This window comes from Aliiroseovarius sp. ABM4_368, from assembly GCF_056161205.1.
This window is the reverse complement of sequence record NZ_JBSWYR010000004.1, coordinates 251,510-268,614: the sequence shown is the minus strand read 5'-3', so window position 1 is coordinate 268,614 and position 17,105 is coordinate 251,510. Positions and strand designations below refer to the sequence as shown.

At 59.4% G+C, this 17,105-nt stretch carries 18 protein-coding genes and 1 riboswitch; of the genes, 10 read left to right on the top strand and 8 right to left on the bottom strand.

All coding sequences use genetic code 11. The annotated features are described in order from the left end of the window. Positions 1 to 20: 20 nt before the first annotated feature. The 6 genes from ACXAH3_RS13295 to fabA form a co-directional block, all read right to left on the bottom strand. On the bottom strand, positions 21 to 992 hold the full coding sequence (locus tag ACXAH3_RS13295; RefSeq protein ID WP_474862574.1) for a threonine ammonia-lyase: 972 nt from the start codon (positions 990 to 992) through the stop codon (positions 21 to 23). Beyond that, entirely contained in the window at positions 989 to 1,816 is an 828-nt protein-coding gene (locus tag ACXAH3_RS13290) for an alpha/beta fold hydrolase (RefSeq protein ID WP_474862573.1), read from the bottom strand. Before ACXAH3_RS13290 ends, ACXAH3_RS13295 begins: the two co-directional genes overlap by 4 nt. Before the next feature lie 189 nt (positions 1,817 to 2,005). After that, positions 2,006 to 2,794 (bottom strand): enoyl-ACP reductase FabI, encoded by a 789-nt coding sequence (locus tag ACXAH3_RS13285; protein ID WP_474862572.1) that lies wholly within the window; start codon positions 2,792 to 2,794, stop codon positions 2,006 to 2,008. 9 nt (positions 2,795 to 2,803) lie between these two features. Continuing rightward, positions 2,804 to 4,033 carry a beta-ketoacyl-ACP synthase I gene (fabB, locus tag ACXAH3_RS13280; RefSeq protein WP_474862571.1) on the bottom strand — a complete coding sequence of 410 codons (1,230 nt, stop codon included), beginning with the start codon at positions 4,031 to 4,033 and terminating at the stop codon, positions 2,804 to 2,806. Positions 4,034 to 4,128: 95 nt separating this feature from the next. Beyond that, positions 4,129 to 4,662, bottom strand: a complete 534-nt coding sequence (locus tag ACXAH3_RS13275; protein ID WP_474862570.1) for a hypothetical protein — start codon at positions 4,660 to 4,662, stop codon at positions 4,129 to 4,131. A gap of 9 nt (positions 4,663 to 4,671) precedes the next feature. Beyond that, positions 4,672 to 5,181, bottom strand: a complete 510-nt coding sequence (gene fabA / locus ACXAH3_RS13270; RefSeq protein ID WP_142851970.1) for a bifunctional 3-hydroxydecanoyl-ACP dehydratase/trans-2-decenoyl-ACP isomerase — start codon at positions 5,179 to 5,181, stop codon at positions 4,672 to 4,674. A gap of 187 nt (positions 5,182 to 5,368) precedes the next feature. Between fabA and irrA the strand changes: the two genes are divergently transcribed. Continuing rightward, entirely contained in the window at positions 5,369 to 5,782 is a 414-nt protein-coding gene (gene irrA / locus ACXAH3_RS13265; RefSeq protein WP_474862569.1) for an iron response transcriptional regulator IrrA, read from the top strand. Between the two features lie 128 nt (positions 5,783 to 5,910). Here the strand turns inward: irrA and ACXAH3_RS13260 are convergent, their stop codons facing one another. Together ACXAH3_RS13260 and ACXAH3_RS13255 are read right to left on the bottom strand one after the other, a co-directional pair. Further along, positions 5,911 to 6,339: an FKBP-type peptidyl-prolyl cis-trans isomerase gene (locus ACXAH3_RS13260; protein WP_474862568.1), complete on the bottom strand. Its 429-nt coding sequence runs from the start codon at positions 6,337 to 6,339 to the stop codon at positions 5,911 to 5,913. A gap of 111 nt (positions 6,340 to 6,450) precedes the next feature. Next, the gene (locus ACXAH3_RS13255) at positions 6,451 to 7,314 is read right to left on the bottom strand and encodes a hypothetical protein (RefSeq protein WP_474862567.1); all 864 of its coding nucleotides are present in this window, start codon (positions 7,312 to 7,314) and stop codon (positions 6,451 to 6,453) included. A gap of 148 nt (positions 7,315 to 7,462) precedes the next feature. On the opposite strand from ACXAH3_RS13255, the gene miaB reads away from it, so the two are divergent. The 9 genes from miaB to ACXAH3_RS13210 all read left to right on the top strand — a co-directional run bounded on the left by miaB (position 7,463) and on the right by ACXAH3_RS13210 (position 17,059). Continuing rightward, a complete protein-coding gene (gene miaB, locus ACXAH3_RS13250; RefSeq protein ID WP_474862566.1) occupies positions 7,463 to 8,788 on the top strand; it encodes a tRNA (N6-isopentenyl adenosine(37)-C2)-methylthiotransferase MiaB in 1,326 nt (441 codons plus the stop codon). Between the two features lie 118 nt (positions 8,789 to 8,906). Beyond that, positions 8,907 to 9,956 (top strand): PhoH family protein, encoded by a 1,050-nt coding sequence (locus tag ACXAH3_RS13245; RefSeq protein ID WP_474862565.1) that lies wholly within the window; start codon positions 8,907 to 8,909, stop codon positions 9,954 to 9,956. Then, positions 9,957 to 10,451, top strand: coding sequence for an rRNA maturation RNase YbeY (gene ybeY / locus ACXAH3_RS13240; RefSeq protein WP_474862564.1), 495 nt, complete (start codon positions 9,957 to 9,959; stop codon positions 10,449 to 10,451). Positions 10,452 to 10,483: 32 nt separating this feature from the next. After that, a complete protein-coding gene (locus ACXAH3_RS13235; protein WP_474862563.1) occupies positions 10,484 to 11,440 on the top strand; it encodes a hemolysin family protein in 957 nt (318 codons plus the stop codon). Further along, positions 11,433 to 12,953: an apolipoprotein N-acyltransferase gene (gene lnt, locus ACXAH3_RS13230; RefSeq protein WP_474862562.1), complete on the top strand. Its 1,521-nt coding sequence runs from the start codon at positions 11,433 to 11,435 to the stop codon at positions 12,951 to 12,953. The genes ACXAH3_RS13235 and lnt overlap by 8 nt, the downstream gene beginning before the upstream one ends. A gap of 39 nt (positions 12,954 to 12,992) precedes the next feature. After that, positions 12,993 to 13,041: riboswitch (SAM-SAH riboswitch) on the top strand. Between the two features lie 6 nt (positions 13,042 to 13,047). Beyond that, on the top strand, positions 13,048 to 14,214 hold the full coding sequence (gene metK, locus ACXAH3_RS13225) for a methionine adenosyltransferase (RefSeq protein ID WP_474862561.1): 1,167 nt from the start codon (positions 13,048 to 13,050) through the stop codon (positions 14,212 to 14,214). A 73-nt stretch (positions 14,215 to 14,287) separates the two neighbouring features. Further along, positions 14,288 to 15,016 carry a tRNA (guanine(46)-N(7))-methyltransferase TrmB gene (gene trmB, locus ACXAH3_RS13220; protein ID WP_474862560.1) on the top strand — a complete coding sequence of 243 codons (729 nt, stop codon included), beginning with the start codon at positions 14,288 to 14,290 and terminating at the stop codon, positions 15,014 to 15,016. A gap of 88 nt (positions 15,017 to 15,104) precedes the next feature. Then, positions 15,105 to 16,457 carry a 3-phosphoshikimate 1-carboxyvinyltransferase gene (gene aroA, locus ACXAH3_RS13215; protein WP_474862559.1) on the top strand — a complete coding sequence of 451 codons (1,353 nt, stop codon included), beginning with the start codon at positions 15,105 to 15,107 and terminating at the stop codon, positions 16,455 to 16,457. After that, entirely contained in the window at positions 16,454 to 17,059 is a 606-nt protein-coding gene (locus ACXAH3_RS13210; RefSeq protein WP_474862558.1) for a (d)CMP kinase, read from the top strand. The genes aroA and ACXAH3_RS13210 overlap by 4 nt, the downstream gene beginning before the upstream one ends. Positions 17,060 to 17,105 lie beyond the last annotated feature (46 nt).

Genomic DNA, 17,105 nt, shown 5'->3' with positions numbered 1-17,105 from the left:
TCTCCGGTCAGGTGGCGGGGTCAGGCGAAGCGGTTTAGAGCGTCGGCGAAAAGGGGCGCGTCCACATTGCCCCCCGACGCCACCACAATAACTGCGTCGCCTTTGATTTCCAGCGGTTGAAACAAGGCTGCGGCCAGTGCAATCGCGCCGCCCGGTTCGATCACCAGCTTCAGGCGGGTGAAGGCCAGCGCCATCGCGCGCAGGCAGTCTTCGTCGTTGACGGTCAGTCCAGCACCGCACAGGCGGTTCAGAATCGGGAAAGTCAGATTGCCCGGCGCAGGGGTGAGGATTGCGTCGCAGATTGACCCGGAAAGCTGCGCGTTGCGGCGGATCGCTCCTATTTCCAGTGATCGCGCGACGTCGTCAAACCCCTTGGGTTCAACGGGGCGGACTGTCATATCTGGTGCCTCGTGTTCTAGCGCCAAGGCGACACCAGCCGTCAAGCCGCCGCCGCCACAAGGAACAAGAACTTGCGCATTGCGAATGCCCTCTTCACGAGCTTGGTTGGCGATCTCAAGCCCGACGGTGCCTTGGCCCGCAATCACTGCTTCGTTGTCAAATGGTTTGATCAGGGTCAGGTCGTTTTCCTGTGCCAAACGCGCGCCGATCTCGTCGCGGTTTTCGGTCGCGCGATCATACAAAACCACCTTCGCCCCCAGCGCACGGGTGTTGTCGATCTTCAGCTGAGGCGCGTCCGAGGGCATCACAATCGTAGACGGCGTTTGGTTCTGGCGCGCGGCCAGCGCAATGCCCTGCGCATGGTTGCCGGATGAAAAGGCGATCACGCCCAACTCGCGCTGGTCGGCGGACAGCTGGGCAATCGCATTATGCGCCCCACGATATTTGAAGCTGCCCGTATGTTGCAGGCATTCCGGTTTCACAAAGACCTGCCGCCCCGCGATCTCGTCCAGAAAGGGCGAACTCAGCAGGGGAGTGCGCCGTACGTGGCCGGCGTTGCGGCGGGCGGCGTTGCGAATCTCGTTGATGTTCAACGCATTTTCTCCAACCAAGCATTGATGGTGGTCAGTGCCTCGGGTTCATCAAGAAACGGCACGTGACCGCGTCCGGGCACTTTTGCATAGCCCATATCTGGGCGGCGTTTTTGCATCTCGGCCACCGTATCGCCGGACAGAAGGTCCGAGTTTTCCCCGTGGATCAGCGCCAATGGCAGCCCCTCCATCGCATCAAAGAAAGGCCAAAGATCCGGGGCAGGTTGCGCGCCCGCAGCCTCGACCGCCTCGCGCAGGGCAGGATCATAGCGGTTGGTCAGCCCTTTGTTGTCTTGTTCAAACAGGTGATGGCATTCTTCAACCCAGCGTTCCATTGGGACGCCCTCAAAGCCGACCTGTGCCATCGCTTTCGCGCGGGCTTCGGCGGCTTGCTCGATGGTTTTGGCGGCGGGTTTACGCCCCAGATAGCCCATGATGTAGCCCAATCCGTCGGACGCCAGCACCGGGCCGATATCGTTCATGCAAACGCCCAGAAGCTTGTCCTTCACCGTGGCGGCCAAGCCCATCGCGATCAATCCCCCGCGCGATGTGCCAAGGATGGCGGCTTTGTCGATCCCCAGATGGTTCATCAGAAACAGCGCATCCAGCCCTTCTTGGGGCACGGTATAGGTTTTGTGATCGCCCCAATCCGATTGCCCGCGTCCGCGATAATCCATGCGGATCAGTCGGATGCCCTTTAGGTGAGGAGCGACGAAATTGAAGTCGTCGGAGTTGCGGGTCAGGCCAGACAGGGCCAGAACTGGCAGGCCTTCGCCTTCTTCCCGATAAGCAATTTCCAACCCGTCATTGGCGGTGAATGTCTGCATGGTCGTGTCCCCTAGGCGATGTTGGATGCAGTAAGCACCAGATCGTCACGAGGGTCCAGAGGAAGGGGCGCTGCCCCTCGCGGCGTTGCCACTCACCCCGAGGTATTTTTGACAAGAAAAAGAAGGGAGCGCGCGCAGAAAAAAAGGCCCCCGTTTTGGGAGCCTTTCAGGAATTAGGTGTCTGCCAGATCACAGATTATCCGGTTGGGGCATTCCCAAAACATGGAAACCGCTGTCCACGGTGATGATCTCGCCCGTGGTGCAGTTGCCATAGTCCGAGGCCAGATAGACGGCGGTGCCGCCCACGGCCTCTAGCGTGGCGTTCTGGCGAAGCGGTGCATTTTGTTCCGTGTGGCGGAAGGTTTTGCGCGCGCCGCCGATGGCTGCGCCGGCCAGCGTTTTCATTGGGCCGGGCGAGATTGCGTTCACGCGGATGCCGTCGGGGCCGAGGTCGTTGGCAAGATAGCGAACGGATGCCTCGAGCGCCGCCTTGGCAACGCCCATCACGTTATAAAACGGCGTCACACGGTTCGAGCCGCCATAAGTCAGCGTCAGAATCGTGCCGCCATCGGTCATTTTCGGGGCGACACGGCGGGCAACCTCGATCAGGGAATAGCAGCTGATATCCATCGAGTGTTTGAAGTTCGCGCGCGAGGTCTCGACGAAACGGCCGGTCAGCTCGTTCTTGTCGGAATAGGCAATCGCGTGGACAAGAAAGTCGATCGAATCCCACTTGGACCAAAGGTCATCAAACCCTTTATCCAGAGCTGCATCGTCCGTCACGTCCATGTCGACCAGAATGTCGGAACCAACCGATTCTGCCAGCGGGGCCACACGCCCACCGAAGGCCTCGCCCTGATAGGAAAACGCCAGTTCTGCGCCCTCATTCGCCATCGCCTGCGCGATGCCCCATGCGATAGATCGTTGGTTTGCAACCCCCATGATGAGGCCGCGTTTGCCTTGCATAAGCCCTGCCATGTCAGTTCCTCACTCTTGGTATTTGCTCAGGATCATCGAGCCATTGGTGCCGCCAAAGCCGAAGCTATTGGTCATCACGCTGTCCAGTCCGGCGTTTTCGACCAAGGTGGTTGCGATCTCGCCTTCGTTGATGCCCGGGTCCAGGTTCTCGACGTTGATCGACGGGGCGATGAAATCGTTTTCCAGCATGAGCAAGCAATAGATCGCTTCCTGCGCGCCAGTTGCACCTTGGCTATGGCCGGTCATCGACTTGGTCGAGCTGATCAGGGGTGTCGAGCCTTCGCCGAATACGCGGCGCACGGCTTCCACTTCGCCTACATCGCCAACCGGGGTCGACGTGCCGTGGGCGTTAATATAGCCAACTTTGCGATCTTCAGCCAAGGTCGAAAGGGCCAAACGCATCGCACGCTCACCGCCTTCGCCAGACGGCGCCACCATGTCTGCGCCATCCGATGTGGCACCGTATCCGGTGACCTCGGCGTAAATTTTGGCACCGCGTGCTTTCGCGTGTTCAAGGTCTTCGAGCACCACCATGCCGCCACCGCCGCCGATCACGAACCCATCGCGGTCCGCGTCAAACGCGCGCGAGGCTTTCTCGGGTGTGTCGTTATATTTGGACGACATGGCCCCCATCGCGTCAAAGAGGCAGGACAGCGTCCAATCAAGTTCCTCGCCGCCACCGGCGAACATCACATCCTGCTTGCCCATCATAATCTGCTCGGCCGCGTTGCCGATACAGTGCAGCGACGTCGAGCAAGCTGAGGTGATGGAATAGTTGATGCCCTTGATCTTGAAGGCGGTCGACAGGTTGGCGGACACGGTCGAGCACATGGTCTTCGGTACCGCAAACGGTCCGATGCGCTTGGTTGCGCCGGTCTTCAGAACTGTCTGATGTGCCGCCAGCATTGCGCTGGTCGACGGACCACCCGATCCGGCAACAAGGCCGGTGCGCGGGTTCACCACGTCGTCTTCGGTCAGGCCGGCGTCTTCGATCGCCTGCTGCATGGCGATATGCGCATAGGCCGCACCCGGTCCCATGAAGCGGAGCGTGCGTTTGTCCACGTGGGCCGCAATGTCGATATCCGGTTTTCCGGCAATCTGGCTGCGGAAGCCGTGTTCGGCCATATCTTCATTGGCGGTGATGCCGGACTTGCCAGCCTTGAGCGAGGCCAGAACCTCGTCCTTGTTGTTCCCGATGGCCGAGACAATCCCCAGACCGGTAACGACGACACGACGCATGCGTGGCCTCCCCTTGAAAACGTTCAATTCTTACTAGGGCATTGGGCAGGTAAAACGCAAGGTGGCAGGGACTTGAAAGCTTGGCCGTCGAGGGCTTATCCGGTTTCGTTCCGCATTCGCGTCATCTCGGCGACCATTTCAGACAGGCGCGCAAGGTCGACACTTTTGAAGCAGGGCAGGGTGTTGTTGGTCATCAGCGCTTCGACAGCCCGAAAGCATACCAGCCGGAGCGGCCCATAGTTTGGATTTCCGTCAAACCGTTCCATATTGAGAATGTCAACTAGAGCATCCACTCCATCTTCGAGGCCAAACCCATTGTCCTTGAAAGACTTCAGGAAACGCGCTGCTTCTTCCGGGTTGTGAGCAAGGTACCCCATGATGAGCCTGCCTGCCTGATGCATATCAGCGTCGGAGCGTTCAGCGCCCGAGATGATGTCATCTTCAGAGGTATTCTTATGATGGGGCAGTTGAAGTGCATGCGCGAAGTCAGCGAAGCAGCCTTTGAACACGCCTTCAAGCAGCGCGGTCGTCACATTGGCCTGCCGTATGACGTTCCGCTTGGTGCGAAACCAGACCAGCAGCCCAAAGCCAAGGGCTGCCAGTATCAGAAGGGCGGTCAACAAAGACATGGAGAGAGCTTAACTCTCGCTCAGCGCGACCTTCATGTCTTTCACCTGATAGATCACCTCGCCGTCCGCCTCGACGATCCCGTCAGCCACACCCATGGTCAGGCGGCGGGTTTGGATCGCTTTGGTGAAGTCGATCTTATAGGTCAGCATCTTGCGATCCGGGCGGACCATGCCGGTCAGCTTTACTTCGCCCACGCCCAGCGCATAGCCACGCCCCAACCAGCCGCGCCAGCCAAGGTTAAAGCCAGTCAATTGCCACAGACCATCAAGGCCGAGACAGCCGGGCATGATCGGGTTGCCAGGGAAGTGGCAGTCGAAGAACCACAGGTCGGGGGTGATGTCGAACTCGGCCAGCACGTGGCCTTTTCCGTGGGCACCACCATCGCCCGAGATTTCTGTGATACGGTCCATCATCAGCATCGGCGGGGCCGGAAGTTGCGCATTGCCGGGGCCAAAAAGCTCGCCCGCTGCGCATTTCAAAAGGTCTTCCTTGCCAAAGCTCGTCGGATAGTCCGCCATCTTCGCCCCATATCTTGTGTCTTTCAGTCCATCACCCTCTAGCACCCGGGGAAAGCCCGACGCAAGGGCGGGTGACGGGCTGCAAGGTAATCTGCGGCGCAAAGGCTAGTTTTTATTGGTACTTGCGGCCCAGAACCTCTATATTCATCTAGAAACGCCCATAGGACTTCAGAAGAGCCGGATCATCATGCAGGAAACTCGACAGATCGAAGCCGATTGGTTGTCCAGTGCTGGACTGCGCCCGACGCGGCAACGTCTGGCGTTGGCGCATCTTCTGATCGGCGACGGGCAACACCGCCATGTCACTGCCGAAAGTCTTTACGAGGCGACCCGCGATGGCGCGGATAAAGTGTCGCTTGCGACGGTCTATAACACGCTGCGTGTGTTTTCGGAGGCGGGCCTTCTGCGCGAGATCACTGTGAACGGCGCGCGCAGCTATTTTGACACCAACGTCAGCAATCACCCGCATTTCTTCTGGGAAGACACCGAAGAACTGATGGACGCGCCGGACAAAGATCTGAAGATCGCGCAGCTGCCGGAAGCGCCCGCAGGGGCCGAAATTTCCAAAGTCGATGTGGTGATCCGTTTGCGCCGCAGTTGATCCGAGCGAAGAAAACACGCTCATATTTTCTAACTGAGAATGTCCTAGGGTGAGCGCCTTTGGCGCGAGGGGTAAAGCCCCTAAAAAGGCCGCGCATCAAAGCGCGGCCCTTTTGTTTTGCGACAGTTTTAGCCGATGCTGACAACTTCGAAATCAAAGATCAGGGTCTTGCCAGCCAGCGCGTGGTTGGCGTCCAGCGTGACGGTGTCGTCGGTCAGGTTGGTGACGGTGACCGGGACAGGCTGCCCCTGAGGGCCGCTCATCTGCAGCTGAATGCCAACTTCCAGCGGAATCTCGGCGGGAATGTCGCCGCGCGGGACTTCCAGAATGGCTTCATCATGGCTGGGGCCATAGGCCTCTTCCGGGGCAATGCTGACCTTTTTCTTGTCGCCAACCTTCATGCCGGGCAGTGCTTTATCAAGGCCGGGAATGATCATGCCCGATCCCACTTCGAACTCTAGCGGATCGCGGCCTTCCGAGCTGTCAAAAACGCTGCCGTCTTCCAGAGTGCCGGTATAGTGAATGCGCACCTTCGCGCCTTGGGTGACTTCGGTCATGAGAGCCTCGCTATGTCAGGAAATGAATGGACGAGGCCGAAGCGACAACGCGGCGGGTGCTCGTTTGCGTGACAGGTGTTTACAGGACGCAGGGCGCGAATGGAACGGGTGTTAGAACCACTGCCCCGGCTCCATCAGTCCCAGATCCAGCAATTGTTGGGAGTTCCACTGAAATTTCGTTGTGTTGTGCCAATTCAGGCTGTGAATGTCATGTCGCGATCCCGCGTTTGTTTTCAGCGCCTTGGCGGTGCGGAAGCTGGCGATGGCGACGGTGATATTGTGGTGCCATGGACAGGAATAGGTATTGTATTCCTCGTCGTTGAAGGTGTGGTTCTCACGCAGTTTCAGACCTGGCTTGGCTTTGAACAACGACACACGGTCGATCTTGTGGCGATTCGCGGGAACATGTTCTTCGAATCGCCAGCGTAGCCCGCCAAAGAAGTCCAGTTGCCGATCCAGAGGATCTCCGTCCGGGCCTTTGCGGCCGTGCGCGTAGTACCCCGACTTGTCCAGACAGGCGTGATCCAGCGACACTGCATTCGGAAACTGGCCCAGATCGTCGGCGTACAGATCCACCACATAGCTCAGCACCGCGTCGCGGCGCTCCTCGGTCTGGAAAGTCAACAGTTCGCCCACGGTGCGAGATTCGCAAAACGGGTGGAACAGGTATTCGGCGTTGAAACAGTAATAGAGCCACGTACCAGGGGCGGCTTCGATCACCTGATTGACCGCGTCCACGACCGCATTAGGGGCCAAGCTGTTGAACGTAATACGATGCAGCGAGCCTTCCAACTCGTCCGGCAGGGTCAATGCGTCCGGGGCAAAGACCAAAAGCGCTCGAAATCCGGCGTTCTGATGATGGCGGATGGTGCTTTCGACTTCGACCAGATCTTCAACGAAGATCATCGCGACGGGGCCCTTTGCCAACAGTTTGGCCGAAGAGTTAAGGAACTGGGACAGGCTGTCGTGGCGCATGGTGGGGTCCGATGTTTGGTGGCGAGCAGCCGATTGCTCACAGAAATTTCATGAAACCAACCCGATTTGCAAGCGTTGCGGGCCTGATCCCTTTGCTGTAACAGGCGGGAACTTGAGCTTGTGCTGCAAAAACCTTGGGAAACGCGCCATGTCCGACAAGAAAAAACTCTTCATCCGCACCTACGGTTGTCAGATGAATGTCTATGACAGTGAACGCATGGCCGAAGCGCTTGGCGCGGATGGGTATGTGCAGACCGAGACGCCCGATGATGCGGACATGATCCTGCTGAACACCTGTCACATCCGTGAAAAGGCGGCTGAAAAGGTCTATTCCGAGCTGGGGCGTTTCAAAGGCCTGAAAGCCGAGAAGCCTGATCTGAAGATCGGCGTGGCTGGCTGTGTCGCGCAGGCCGAAGGCGAAGAGATTATGCGCCGCCAGCCGCTGGTGGACCTTGTAGTCGGGCCGCAAACCTATCACCGCCTGCCCGCGATGATGGAGCAGGTCGCCAAGGGCGAAAAGGCGCTGGACACTGATTTCCCCGAAGAAGACAAGTTCGAACACCTGCCCAAGCTGCGCGGCACTAAGGCCAAGCGCGCTCCGGCGGCATTTCTGACGGTTCAAGAAGGCTGCGACAAGTTCTGTGCCTTCTGTGTCGTGCCTTATACCCGCGGCGCTGAAGTTAGCCGCCCGGTCGAGCGCATCCTGCGCGAAGCACGCGAGCTGGTGGAACGTGGCGTGCGCGAGATCACTCTGCTGGGTCAGAACGTCAACGCCTATCACGGCGCTGGGCCGAATGGCGACTGGTCGCTGGCCAAGCTGATTTGGGCGCTCGATGAAATTGATGGGTTGGAGCGTATCCGATTCACCACCTCGCACCCCAATGACATGAGCGATGATCTGATCGAGGCACATGGCACCTGCGCTAAGCTTATGCCCTATCTGCACTTGCCGGTTCAGTCTGGCTCGGACAAGATCCTGAAGCGGATGAACCGTAGCCACACGGCAGAAAGCTATCTGCGCCTGATCGAACGGATTCGCGAAGCGCGTCCTGACATTCTGATCTCGGGTGACTTCATCGTGGGCTTCCCCGAGGAAGACGATCAGGATTTCGAAGACACGATGAGCTTGATCCGCGAAGTGAACTATGGGCAAGCCTTCAGCTTCAAATACTCGACCCGTCCCGGCACCCCAGCTGCTGAACGTGCTTTGGTGGATGATGCGGTTGCCACTGACCGTCTTCATCGCCTGCAAGCGCTGATCACCGAACAGCAACGCGCCATTCAGAACAGCATGGTCGGCAAGGAAGTTGGTGTTCTGTTTGAAAAGAAAGGCCGTCTTAAGGGGCAGATGGTGGGCAAATCAGATCACCTGCATGCGGTGCATGTGGAATGTGACGCAGCCGTCGGCGATCTGCGCCGCGTACGTATCACAGACAGCGGTCCGAACTCGCTTGCCGGGACGCTTGTGGATTAAGCAGAGTGCCGCATGCGCAAGCGCTCACATGACAATCGCATGACAATTTGCGGATGGGGCTTGCGCGCGCCGTCCGCTCTTGGCACCATCAGGGTATAGACCTGACAGGAGACCCCATTTGGGAATAGCAGACCTGACCGCAGCGCCCGAGACCCCAGTGAACCCCGAAGTGCTGCTGGAATTTCCAGACAACCGCCTGCTTATTGATCTGTGCGGCGAGTTTGATCGCAACCTGACTCACATCGAAAGCCATCTGGGCGTGCAGATCATCCGGCGCGGCAATCAGCTTGTCGTGATGGGCGAAAGCTCGGCACGCGAAAAAGCCGGCGAGGTGCTGCAAGCGCTTTACGAGCGGCTTGAAACAGGCAAAGCGGTCGAACCCGGTGACATTGATGCCGAGATTCGCATGGGCGGAACGCAGGAAGGCACCGGCACCCGCGACGGCGATCAGATGGAGATGTTCAAGGGCAGCGATGTCGAGATCAAGACCCGCAAAAAGACCATTGAACCGCGCACGGAAGCCCAGAAAGCCTATGTTCAGAGCTTGTTCAATAACGAACTGGCCTTCGGGATTGGCCCTGCGGGCACCGGCAAGACCTATTTGGCGGTTGCTGTCGGAGTGAACATGTTCCTTGGCGGTCATGTGGACCGCATGATCCTGTCGCGTCCTGCTGTCGAGGCAGGGGAAAAGCTGGGTTATTTGCCCGGTGACATGAAGGACAAGGTCGATCCGTATATGCAGCCGCTTTACGACGCACTGAATGATTTCCTGCCCTCGAAGCAGGTCACCAAGCTGATCGAAGAGAAAAAGATCGAGATTGCGCCGCTGGCCTTTATGCGTGGACGGACGTTGGCGAATGCGTTTGTCGTGCTGGATGAAGCGCAGAACGCCACCACGATGCAGATGAAGATGTTCCTGACCCGTCTGGGCGAAGGCTCGCGGATGGTGATCACGGGTGACCGGTCTCAGGTCGACTTGCCGCGTGGTGTGGACAGCGGTCTGCGCGATGCCGAAGGTCTGCTCAAGGGAATTGACCAGATCAGCTTTAACTATTTCACCTCGAAAGACGTGGTGCGTCACCCGCTGGTCGCGAAGATCATCGAAGCGTATGACGAGGCCTCGCAAAAGGCGATGGCGCGCGCAGTGAAGCAGGCGCGCGACAAATAAATGCTGGTAGATGTTGTTTACGAGGATCCTCGGTGGGAAACCGCGGGTCTGTCGGGTTTGGCGGATGCTGCGGCGAAGGCGGTCATCAACCACCTTGAGCTAGAGCCCCCGCTGGGCGACGGGTTCGAAATCAGTGTGCTGGCGTGCGATGATGCCCGTATTGCTGACTTGAACCGCGACTTCCGCGACAAGCCCACGCCGACCAACGTGTTGTCCTGGCCCTCGGAAGAAAGGGCGGGCGACATTGCGGGTGGCGATCCTGTGCCGCCAGAAGATCCCGAATTGGGCGACATTGCCATTGCCTTTGAAACCTGCGCCCGCGAAGCGGATGAACAGGCTAAGGAATTTTCCACCCATGTTAGCCATCTTTTGGTGCATGGCGTGCTGCATCTGTTGGGTTATGATCACATTGACGACAAAGATGCAGCACTTATGGAAGGGTTAGAGGTTGAAATCCTTGGCAAGATGAACATTTCCAACCCATATGAAGAGTAAGGCGCATTTCGCGCGAATTTGGAAAAGGACCAATGGGCGACACCGCAGACGGATCTTCTAAGGCGGCGCAAAGCGCGCTGCAGGATGAAACACAACATCACAGGCCGGGGTTTTTCAGCCGCATTTTTGGTGCGCGCAGTGCCAGCGTACGGGATAAGGTCGCGCCAAATGGCGAAGTGCTCGTTGGTACCGGGACCGCACCTGTCGCCACCCCGGGCATGGTCAACCTGCGCCGGATGCGTGTCGAAGACGTGATGATCCCGAAATCCGAGATCGTATCCGCGCCAGTCGATATCCTGAAAGACGAGTTGGTTGATCAGTTCCGTGAAAGCGGTTTGTCTCGACTGCCAGTGTTTGACGGCACGTTGGACAGCCCGATCGGCATGGTTCACCTGAAAGACTTGGCTTTGAACCATGGGTTCAATGGGAAATCCGGCACTAAATCCGCCCGCTTTGTGTTGCGCAAGCTGATCCGACCACTGCTGTTTGTGCCGCCCTCGATGCCGATTGGGGTGCTATTGCAAAAGATGCAGACCGAACGGATTCACATGGCGTTGGTCATTGATGAATATGGCGGCGTGGATGGGCTTGTGACCATCGAAGACCTGATCGAGCAAGTTATTGGCGAGATCGAGGATGAACACGACCTTGAAGAAGGTGCGCTGTGGGTCGAGGAAAAACCCGGCTGCTATCTGGTCGAGGCCAAGACCCCCTTGGACGAGTTTGAGGCCGCAACCGGCGTGCGTCTTCAGCACGAAGAGGCCGATGATGACGAGATCGAAACCCTCGGCGGGTTGGTTTTCGTCCTGTGTGGCCAAGTACCCGCGCGCGGCGAAGTGATTGCCCATCCCGGTGGGGTCGAGATCGAGGTCGTTGACGCTGATCCCCGCCGCATCAAGCGCCTGCGCCTGCGTGTACCGGGCCCGATGCCTGCCGCCCACACAGTTGCCGAAGCCAGCGCGGATGGTGCGGCTGCGAAGAATGCCTGACATAGACGCCTATGTGGCACGGTTGGCTTGGCGCTCTCGGGCGCGGAGCATTCTTCTGCTTGTGGCGGGTGCTATTGCCGCACTTGGGCAGGCACCGTTTCTAATTTGGCTGGCGACGCTTGCAGGGCTGCTGGCTGCATTTCTGCTTTGGCGGCACAGCCCAACCCCACGCGCTGCCGCGCTTCAGGGCTGGTTGTTTGGTCTAGGCTATTTCACCGTCACCATGAGCTGGCTGGTCAACCCGTTCCTTGTCGAACCTGAACGTCACGCATGGATGGCCCCTTTTGCGCTTCTGGGCATGGCCGGGGGACTGGCGCTTCTCTGGGCGCTGGGCTGGGGACTGGCACGCTGGGCCTCGGGGGCAGATGCTCGGCTGGGTTGGATCGCTTGGCCCTCTGGCATCAGCGCTGCGGAACTGCTGCGTGGGTCGCTCTTCACGGGCTTTCCATGGGGCGGGCCGGGATTGGCTTGGATAGACACGCCATTGGCGCAGTTGGCAAGTTTGGTTGGCGTGACGGGCCTGACGTTCCTGTCTGCGCTTTGGGTCGCCGTGATAGCAGGCGCTTTTATTGGCCGCACCGGCAAAGGCTTTCCCGCGGTTGCAGCTCTGTCGCTGGCAGTTGGTTTGGTGGCTTTTCTGGCGCGCGCGCCCCAGCTCGAGGACACTCCCCACACACTCCGCCTGATCCAACCCAATGCGCCGCAGCACCAGAAATGGGATCCCGATTATGCCGAGGGCTTCGTCCGTCGTCAGTTAGAACTGACCGAAACTCCGTCCGAAGGCGCGCGTCCGAACCTGATCATCTGGCCCGAAACCTCGGTGCCCTATCTGCTCGACCACGCCCAACTTCTGTTCCCGCTGGTGGCCGAAGCCGCTAACGGCCCGCCCGTGCTTCTGGGCATTCAACGTGGCGAGGGGCCGCGATATTTCAACAGTCTGGTGCAGGTGAATGCAGATGGCGTCGCACAGCCGGTCTATGACAAGCACCACCTTGTGCCCTTTGGCGAATACGTGCCGCTTGGCAATGCCATGGCCCGCATCGGCATCCGTGCCTTTGCCTCGCAATACGGGCAGGGTTATTCGGCGGGGGCGGGGCCGCAAGTGTTGGATATGGGCGCGCTGGGCAAGGTGCTGCCCCTGATCTGCTACGAGGCCGTGTTCCCGCGTGACATTCGCAACGCGCCCACGCGCCCCGACTGGATTTTGCAAGTGACGAATGACGCTTGGTTCGGTGACTTTTCCGGACCGCAACAACACTTGGTGCAAGCCCGCTTTCGCGCAATTGAATTCGGTCTGCCTGTGATCCGCGTCGCCAATACCGGAATCAGTGCAGAGATTGATGCGCATGGACGTGTGGTCAGGTCTCTTCCACTTGGGCAGGCGGGGTATCTGGATGTACGCCTTCCCGAGGCTAGATCCGCGACGGTTTACGCCCGTTTGGGGGACTGGCCGCTTGGATTTTTGTTGATCTGTGTCGCTCTCGTGACCATTTTGCGGCGCAGACGCTTTTAACGTTGACCTTTGCGCAATTAGTCCAGATACCAATCAAGTCCACCGTCACAACGGCTTCCTGGCGTGGCGGGCAGATTTAAATGGAGCATGTTTCATGTCACGACAGAATTATACCTTCACTTCGGAAAGTGTATCCGAAGGCCACCCCGATAAAGTTTGCGACCGGATTTCAGATGCGGTGCTAGATGCCTTCCTTGCCGAAGAGCCCCAAGCCCGCGTCGCGTGCGAGACCTTTGCCACCAGCGGCATGGTCGTTATCGGAGGCGAGGTCGGCCTGTCCGATTCCGAGCGCTTGAAAGTAATGATGGGCTCGATCAGTCAGATCGCCCGCGATTGTATCCGCGACATCGGGTACGAGCAGGAACAGTTCCATTGGAACACCTGCCGTGTCATGAACTTCTTGCATGAGCAATCCGCTCATATCGCCCAAGGCGTAGACCGCGATGGCGCGGGTGACCAAGGGATTATGTTCGGTTATGCGGTGAACGAAACGCCCGAGCTAATGCCCGCCCCGATCCAGTATTCACAAGCGATCCTGAAACGACTGGCCGAAGTGCGCAAAAACGGAACCGAGCCGACGCTGGGCCCGGACGCGAAGTCGCAGCTGTCGCTGCGCTATGAAGATGGCAAACCGGTCGAGGTCACCTCGATCGTGCTGTCGACCCAGCACCTTGACGAAACCATGACCAGCGACGATGTGCGTGCCGTGGTCGAGCCTTACATCCGCGAGGTCGTTCCGACCGACTGGATCAACGGCGGCACCGAATGGCACGTGAACCCAACCGGCAAGTTCGTCATTGGCGGACCGGATGGTGACGCGGGCCTGACCGGCCGCAAGATCATCGTGGACACCTATGGCGGCGCTGCCCCGCATGGCGGCGGTGCGTTCTCGGGTAAGGATCCAACGAAAGTGGACCGCTCGGCTGCCTATGCTGCGCGTTATCTGGCGAAGAACATCGTAGCGGCCGGTATGGCCGAACGCTGCACCTTGCAGCTGTCCTATGCCATTGGCGTAGCCAAACCTCTGTCGATCTATGTCGACACCCACGGCACGGGCGAAGTGGACGAGGCCGGCATCGAACGCGCCGTTGCTCAGGTCATGGACCTGACCCCACGCGGCATCCGCGATCATCTGGGCCTGAACAAACCGATCTTCCAGCGCACTGCCGCTTACGGTCACTTTGGCCGCGCCCCGGAAGCGGATGGCGGCTTTAGCTGGGAAAAAACCGATCTGGTCGACGCGCTGAAGAAGGCTGTCTGATCCTGATCGCTTTGACACAAAAGGGCGGGCCGTCACTTGACGCGCCCGCCCTTTGCATTGCATAGGCCCGGCCATGACCCAAGATGATGCATCGCAAAACAAACACCGCTCGGGCGCGCCGTGGCGCAATTTCTATGGCCGTCTGAAAGGCAAAGGGCTGCGCGACAGCCAACAGACCTATCTGGACGAGGACTTGGCCGCGCTCAGCCCCGGCGCTGTCGGCTGGGAAGAAAATCCCGACCGCACACCGCTGGATCTGAAGGCGCTCTTTGGCGATAAACCCGTCTGGCTGGAAACCGGCTTTGGCGGTGGCGAGCATATGGTTCATCAGGCAGCGACCTATCCCGAGATCGGCATAATCGGCTGTGAGCCTTACATCAACGGCGTCGCCATGCTTTTGGGAAAGATCCGCGATGCGGGATGCGAGAACGTCGCGGTGCATCCGGGCGATGTGCGCGACCTGTTTGACGTACTGCCGCCGGAAAGTATCGACAAGGCCTTCCTGCTCTATCCTGATCCGTGGCCTAAGAAACGACATCACCGTCGCCGCTTTGTGACCCCCGAGTATCTCGAGCCCTTCTACAAGGTTCTGAAACCCGGCGCTGAGTTCCGCGTCGCCACCGACATCCCGGATTATGTCCGCCAAACGCTGGAAGAAGTCCCGCGTGCGGGCTTTGAATGGCTGGGCGAGCGCGCCGACGATTGGCGCACGCCGTGGGATGACTGGATCTCGACGCGCTATGAGCAAAAAGCGCTGCGCGAAGGCCGAACTCCGCACTATCTGACTTTCCGCCGGATCTGATCTTGCTAGGTTGATCGCCTTGCCCATTCGCTCTGGCTTCGTTGGAATGTCTGCGCTATCAGCGTTTTAAGATTACAGGAGAACGCCCATGTCCGGCCACGGCCCCGCCATCCCCATGACCGCCCGCAAATCTGGCCCGTTGAAGGGCGAGGCCAATGTGCCCGGCGATAAATCGATCAGTCACCGCTCGCTGATCTTGGGCGCGATGGCGGTCGGCGAGACCCACATCACCGGCCTTCTGGAAGGCGAAGACGTGCTGGGTACGGCCGACGCCATGCGCGCTTTTGGGGCAGATGTTGAACGTCTCGGCGACGGCGAATGGCGCGTGAATGGCGTTGGCGTCGGTGGCTTTGCTGAACCCGAGGACGTGATCGACTGTGGCAACGCGGGTACCGGAGTGCGGCTGATCATGGGGGCGATGGCGACCTCTCCGATCACCGCAACGTTTACCGGCGACGCCTCGCTGCGCTCGCGTCCGATGGGCCGCGTAACGGATCCCATCGCGCTTTTTGGCGCACAAAGCTATGGCCGTGACGGTGGCCGCATCCCGATGACCATCGTCGGCGCGCGTGAACCGGTTGCGGTGACCTACACCACGCCAATGGCCTCGGCGCAGGTGAAATCTGCGGTACTTCTGGCTGGCCTGAACGTCCCCGGCACAACCGTGGTGATCGAGAAAGAAGCCACCCGCGACCATACCGAACGGATGCTGGCAGGGTTCGGGGCCGAAATCACCGTCGAGGACACCGACGAGGGCCACAAGATCACCCTGACCGGCCAGCCCGAGTTGAAACCGCAAACCATCGTTGTCCCGCGTGACCCCAGCTCGGCGGCCTTCCCAGTTTGTGCGGCGCTGATCGTCCCGGGGTCTGACGTGCTGGTGCCAAATATCGGCCTGAACCCGACCCGCGCAGGGCTGTTCTACACCCTGCAAGACATGGGCGCGGATCTAACTTTTGAAAACGAGCGCACAGAAGGCGGCGAGCCAGTTGCCGATCTGCGTGCGAAGTATTCGCCTAACATGAAGGGCATTGTGGTGCCGCCCGAGCGTGCCGCCAGCATGATTGACGAATACCCCATTTTGTCCGTCGTGGCATCCTTCGCCACCGGCAAGACCGAGATGCCCGGCGTGCACGAACTGCGCGTGAAGGAAAGCGACCGGATCGATGCGATGGCCAAAGGTCTGCGTGCCGCGGGTGTCACCGTGGACGAAGGCGAGGATTGGTGGAGCGTCGAGGGCCTTGGCCCCGATGGAGTGCCCGGCGGTTGCACCGTCGCCACGGTTCTGGACCACCGTATCGCGATGAGTTTTGCCTGCCTCGGCTTCGCCGCTCAAAAGCCGGTTAACTTGGACGACGGCGGCCCCATAGCCACCAGCTTCCCAGTGTTCGAGCCGCTGATGTCAGGACTTGGCGCGCAAATCGTACGCAGCAATTCATGAGCAGCTTTACCGTTGCCATCGATGGCCCGGCCGCGGCTGGAAAAGGCACGATCTCGAAGGCCGTGGCCGCGCATTTCGGCTTTGCGCATCTGGATACGGGGCTGTTGTATCGTGCCGTTGGCGCGAAGACGCTGACAGGGGCCGACCCGATTCTGGCCGCACAATCTTTGACATCTTCCGACATGCAAGGTGACCTGCGCACGCCCGAAGTGGCGCAGGCAGCGTCAAAGGTTGCTGTGATCGCCGAAGTCCGCGCAGCCCTGATCGACTTCCAGCGCAACTTCGCCGCCCGTGACGGTGGCGCGGTGCTGGACGGGCGCGATATTGGCACGGTGATTTGCCCTGACGCGGATGTGAAGCTGTTCGTCACCGCCAGCGCAGAAGTACGTGCCGAACGCCGCTTCTTGGAGCTTTCCGCCAAAGACCACGACGTGACCCGCGCGCAAGTGCTGGCCGACGTGATCGTCCGCGACAAACGCGACAGCGAACGGGAAGAGGCGCCCTTGAAACCCGCCACAGATGCAGTGATCATCGACACGTCAGAATTATCGATTGAAGCTGCAGTCACAAATGCCGTGATCGCAATCGAGGCATGCCGATAATTCATAGCTGTCATGCGCCCGATCAGGTTGCCGCGCGCGTCAAGCA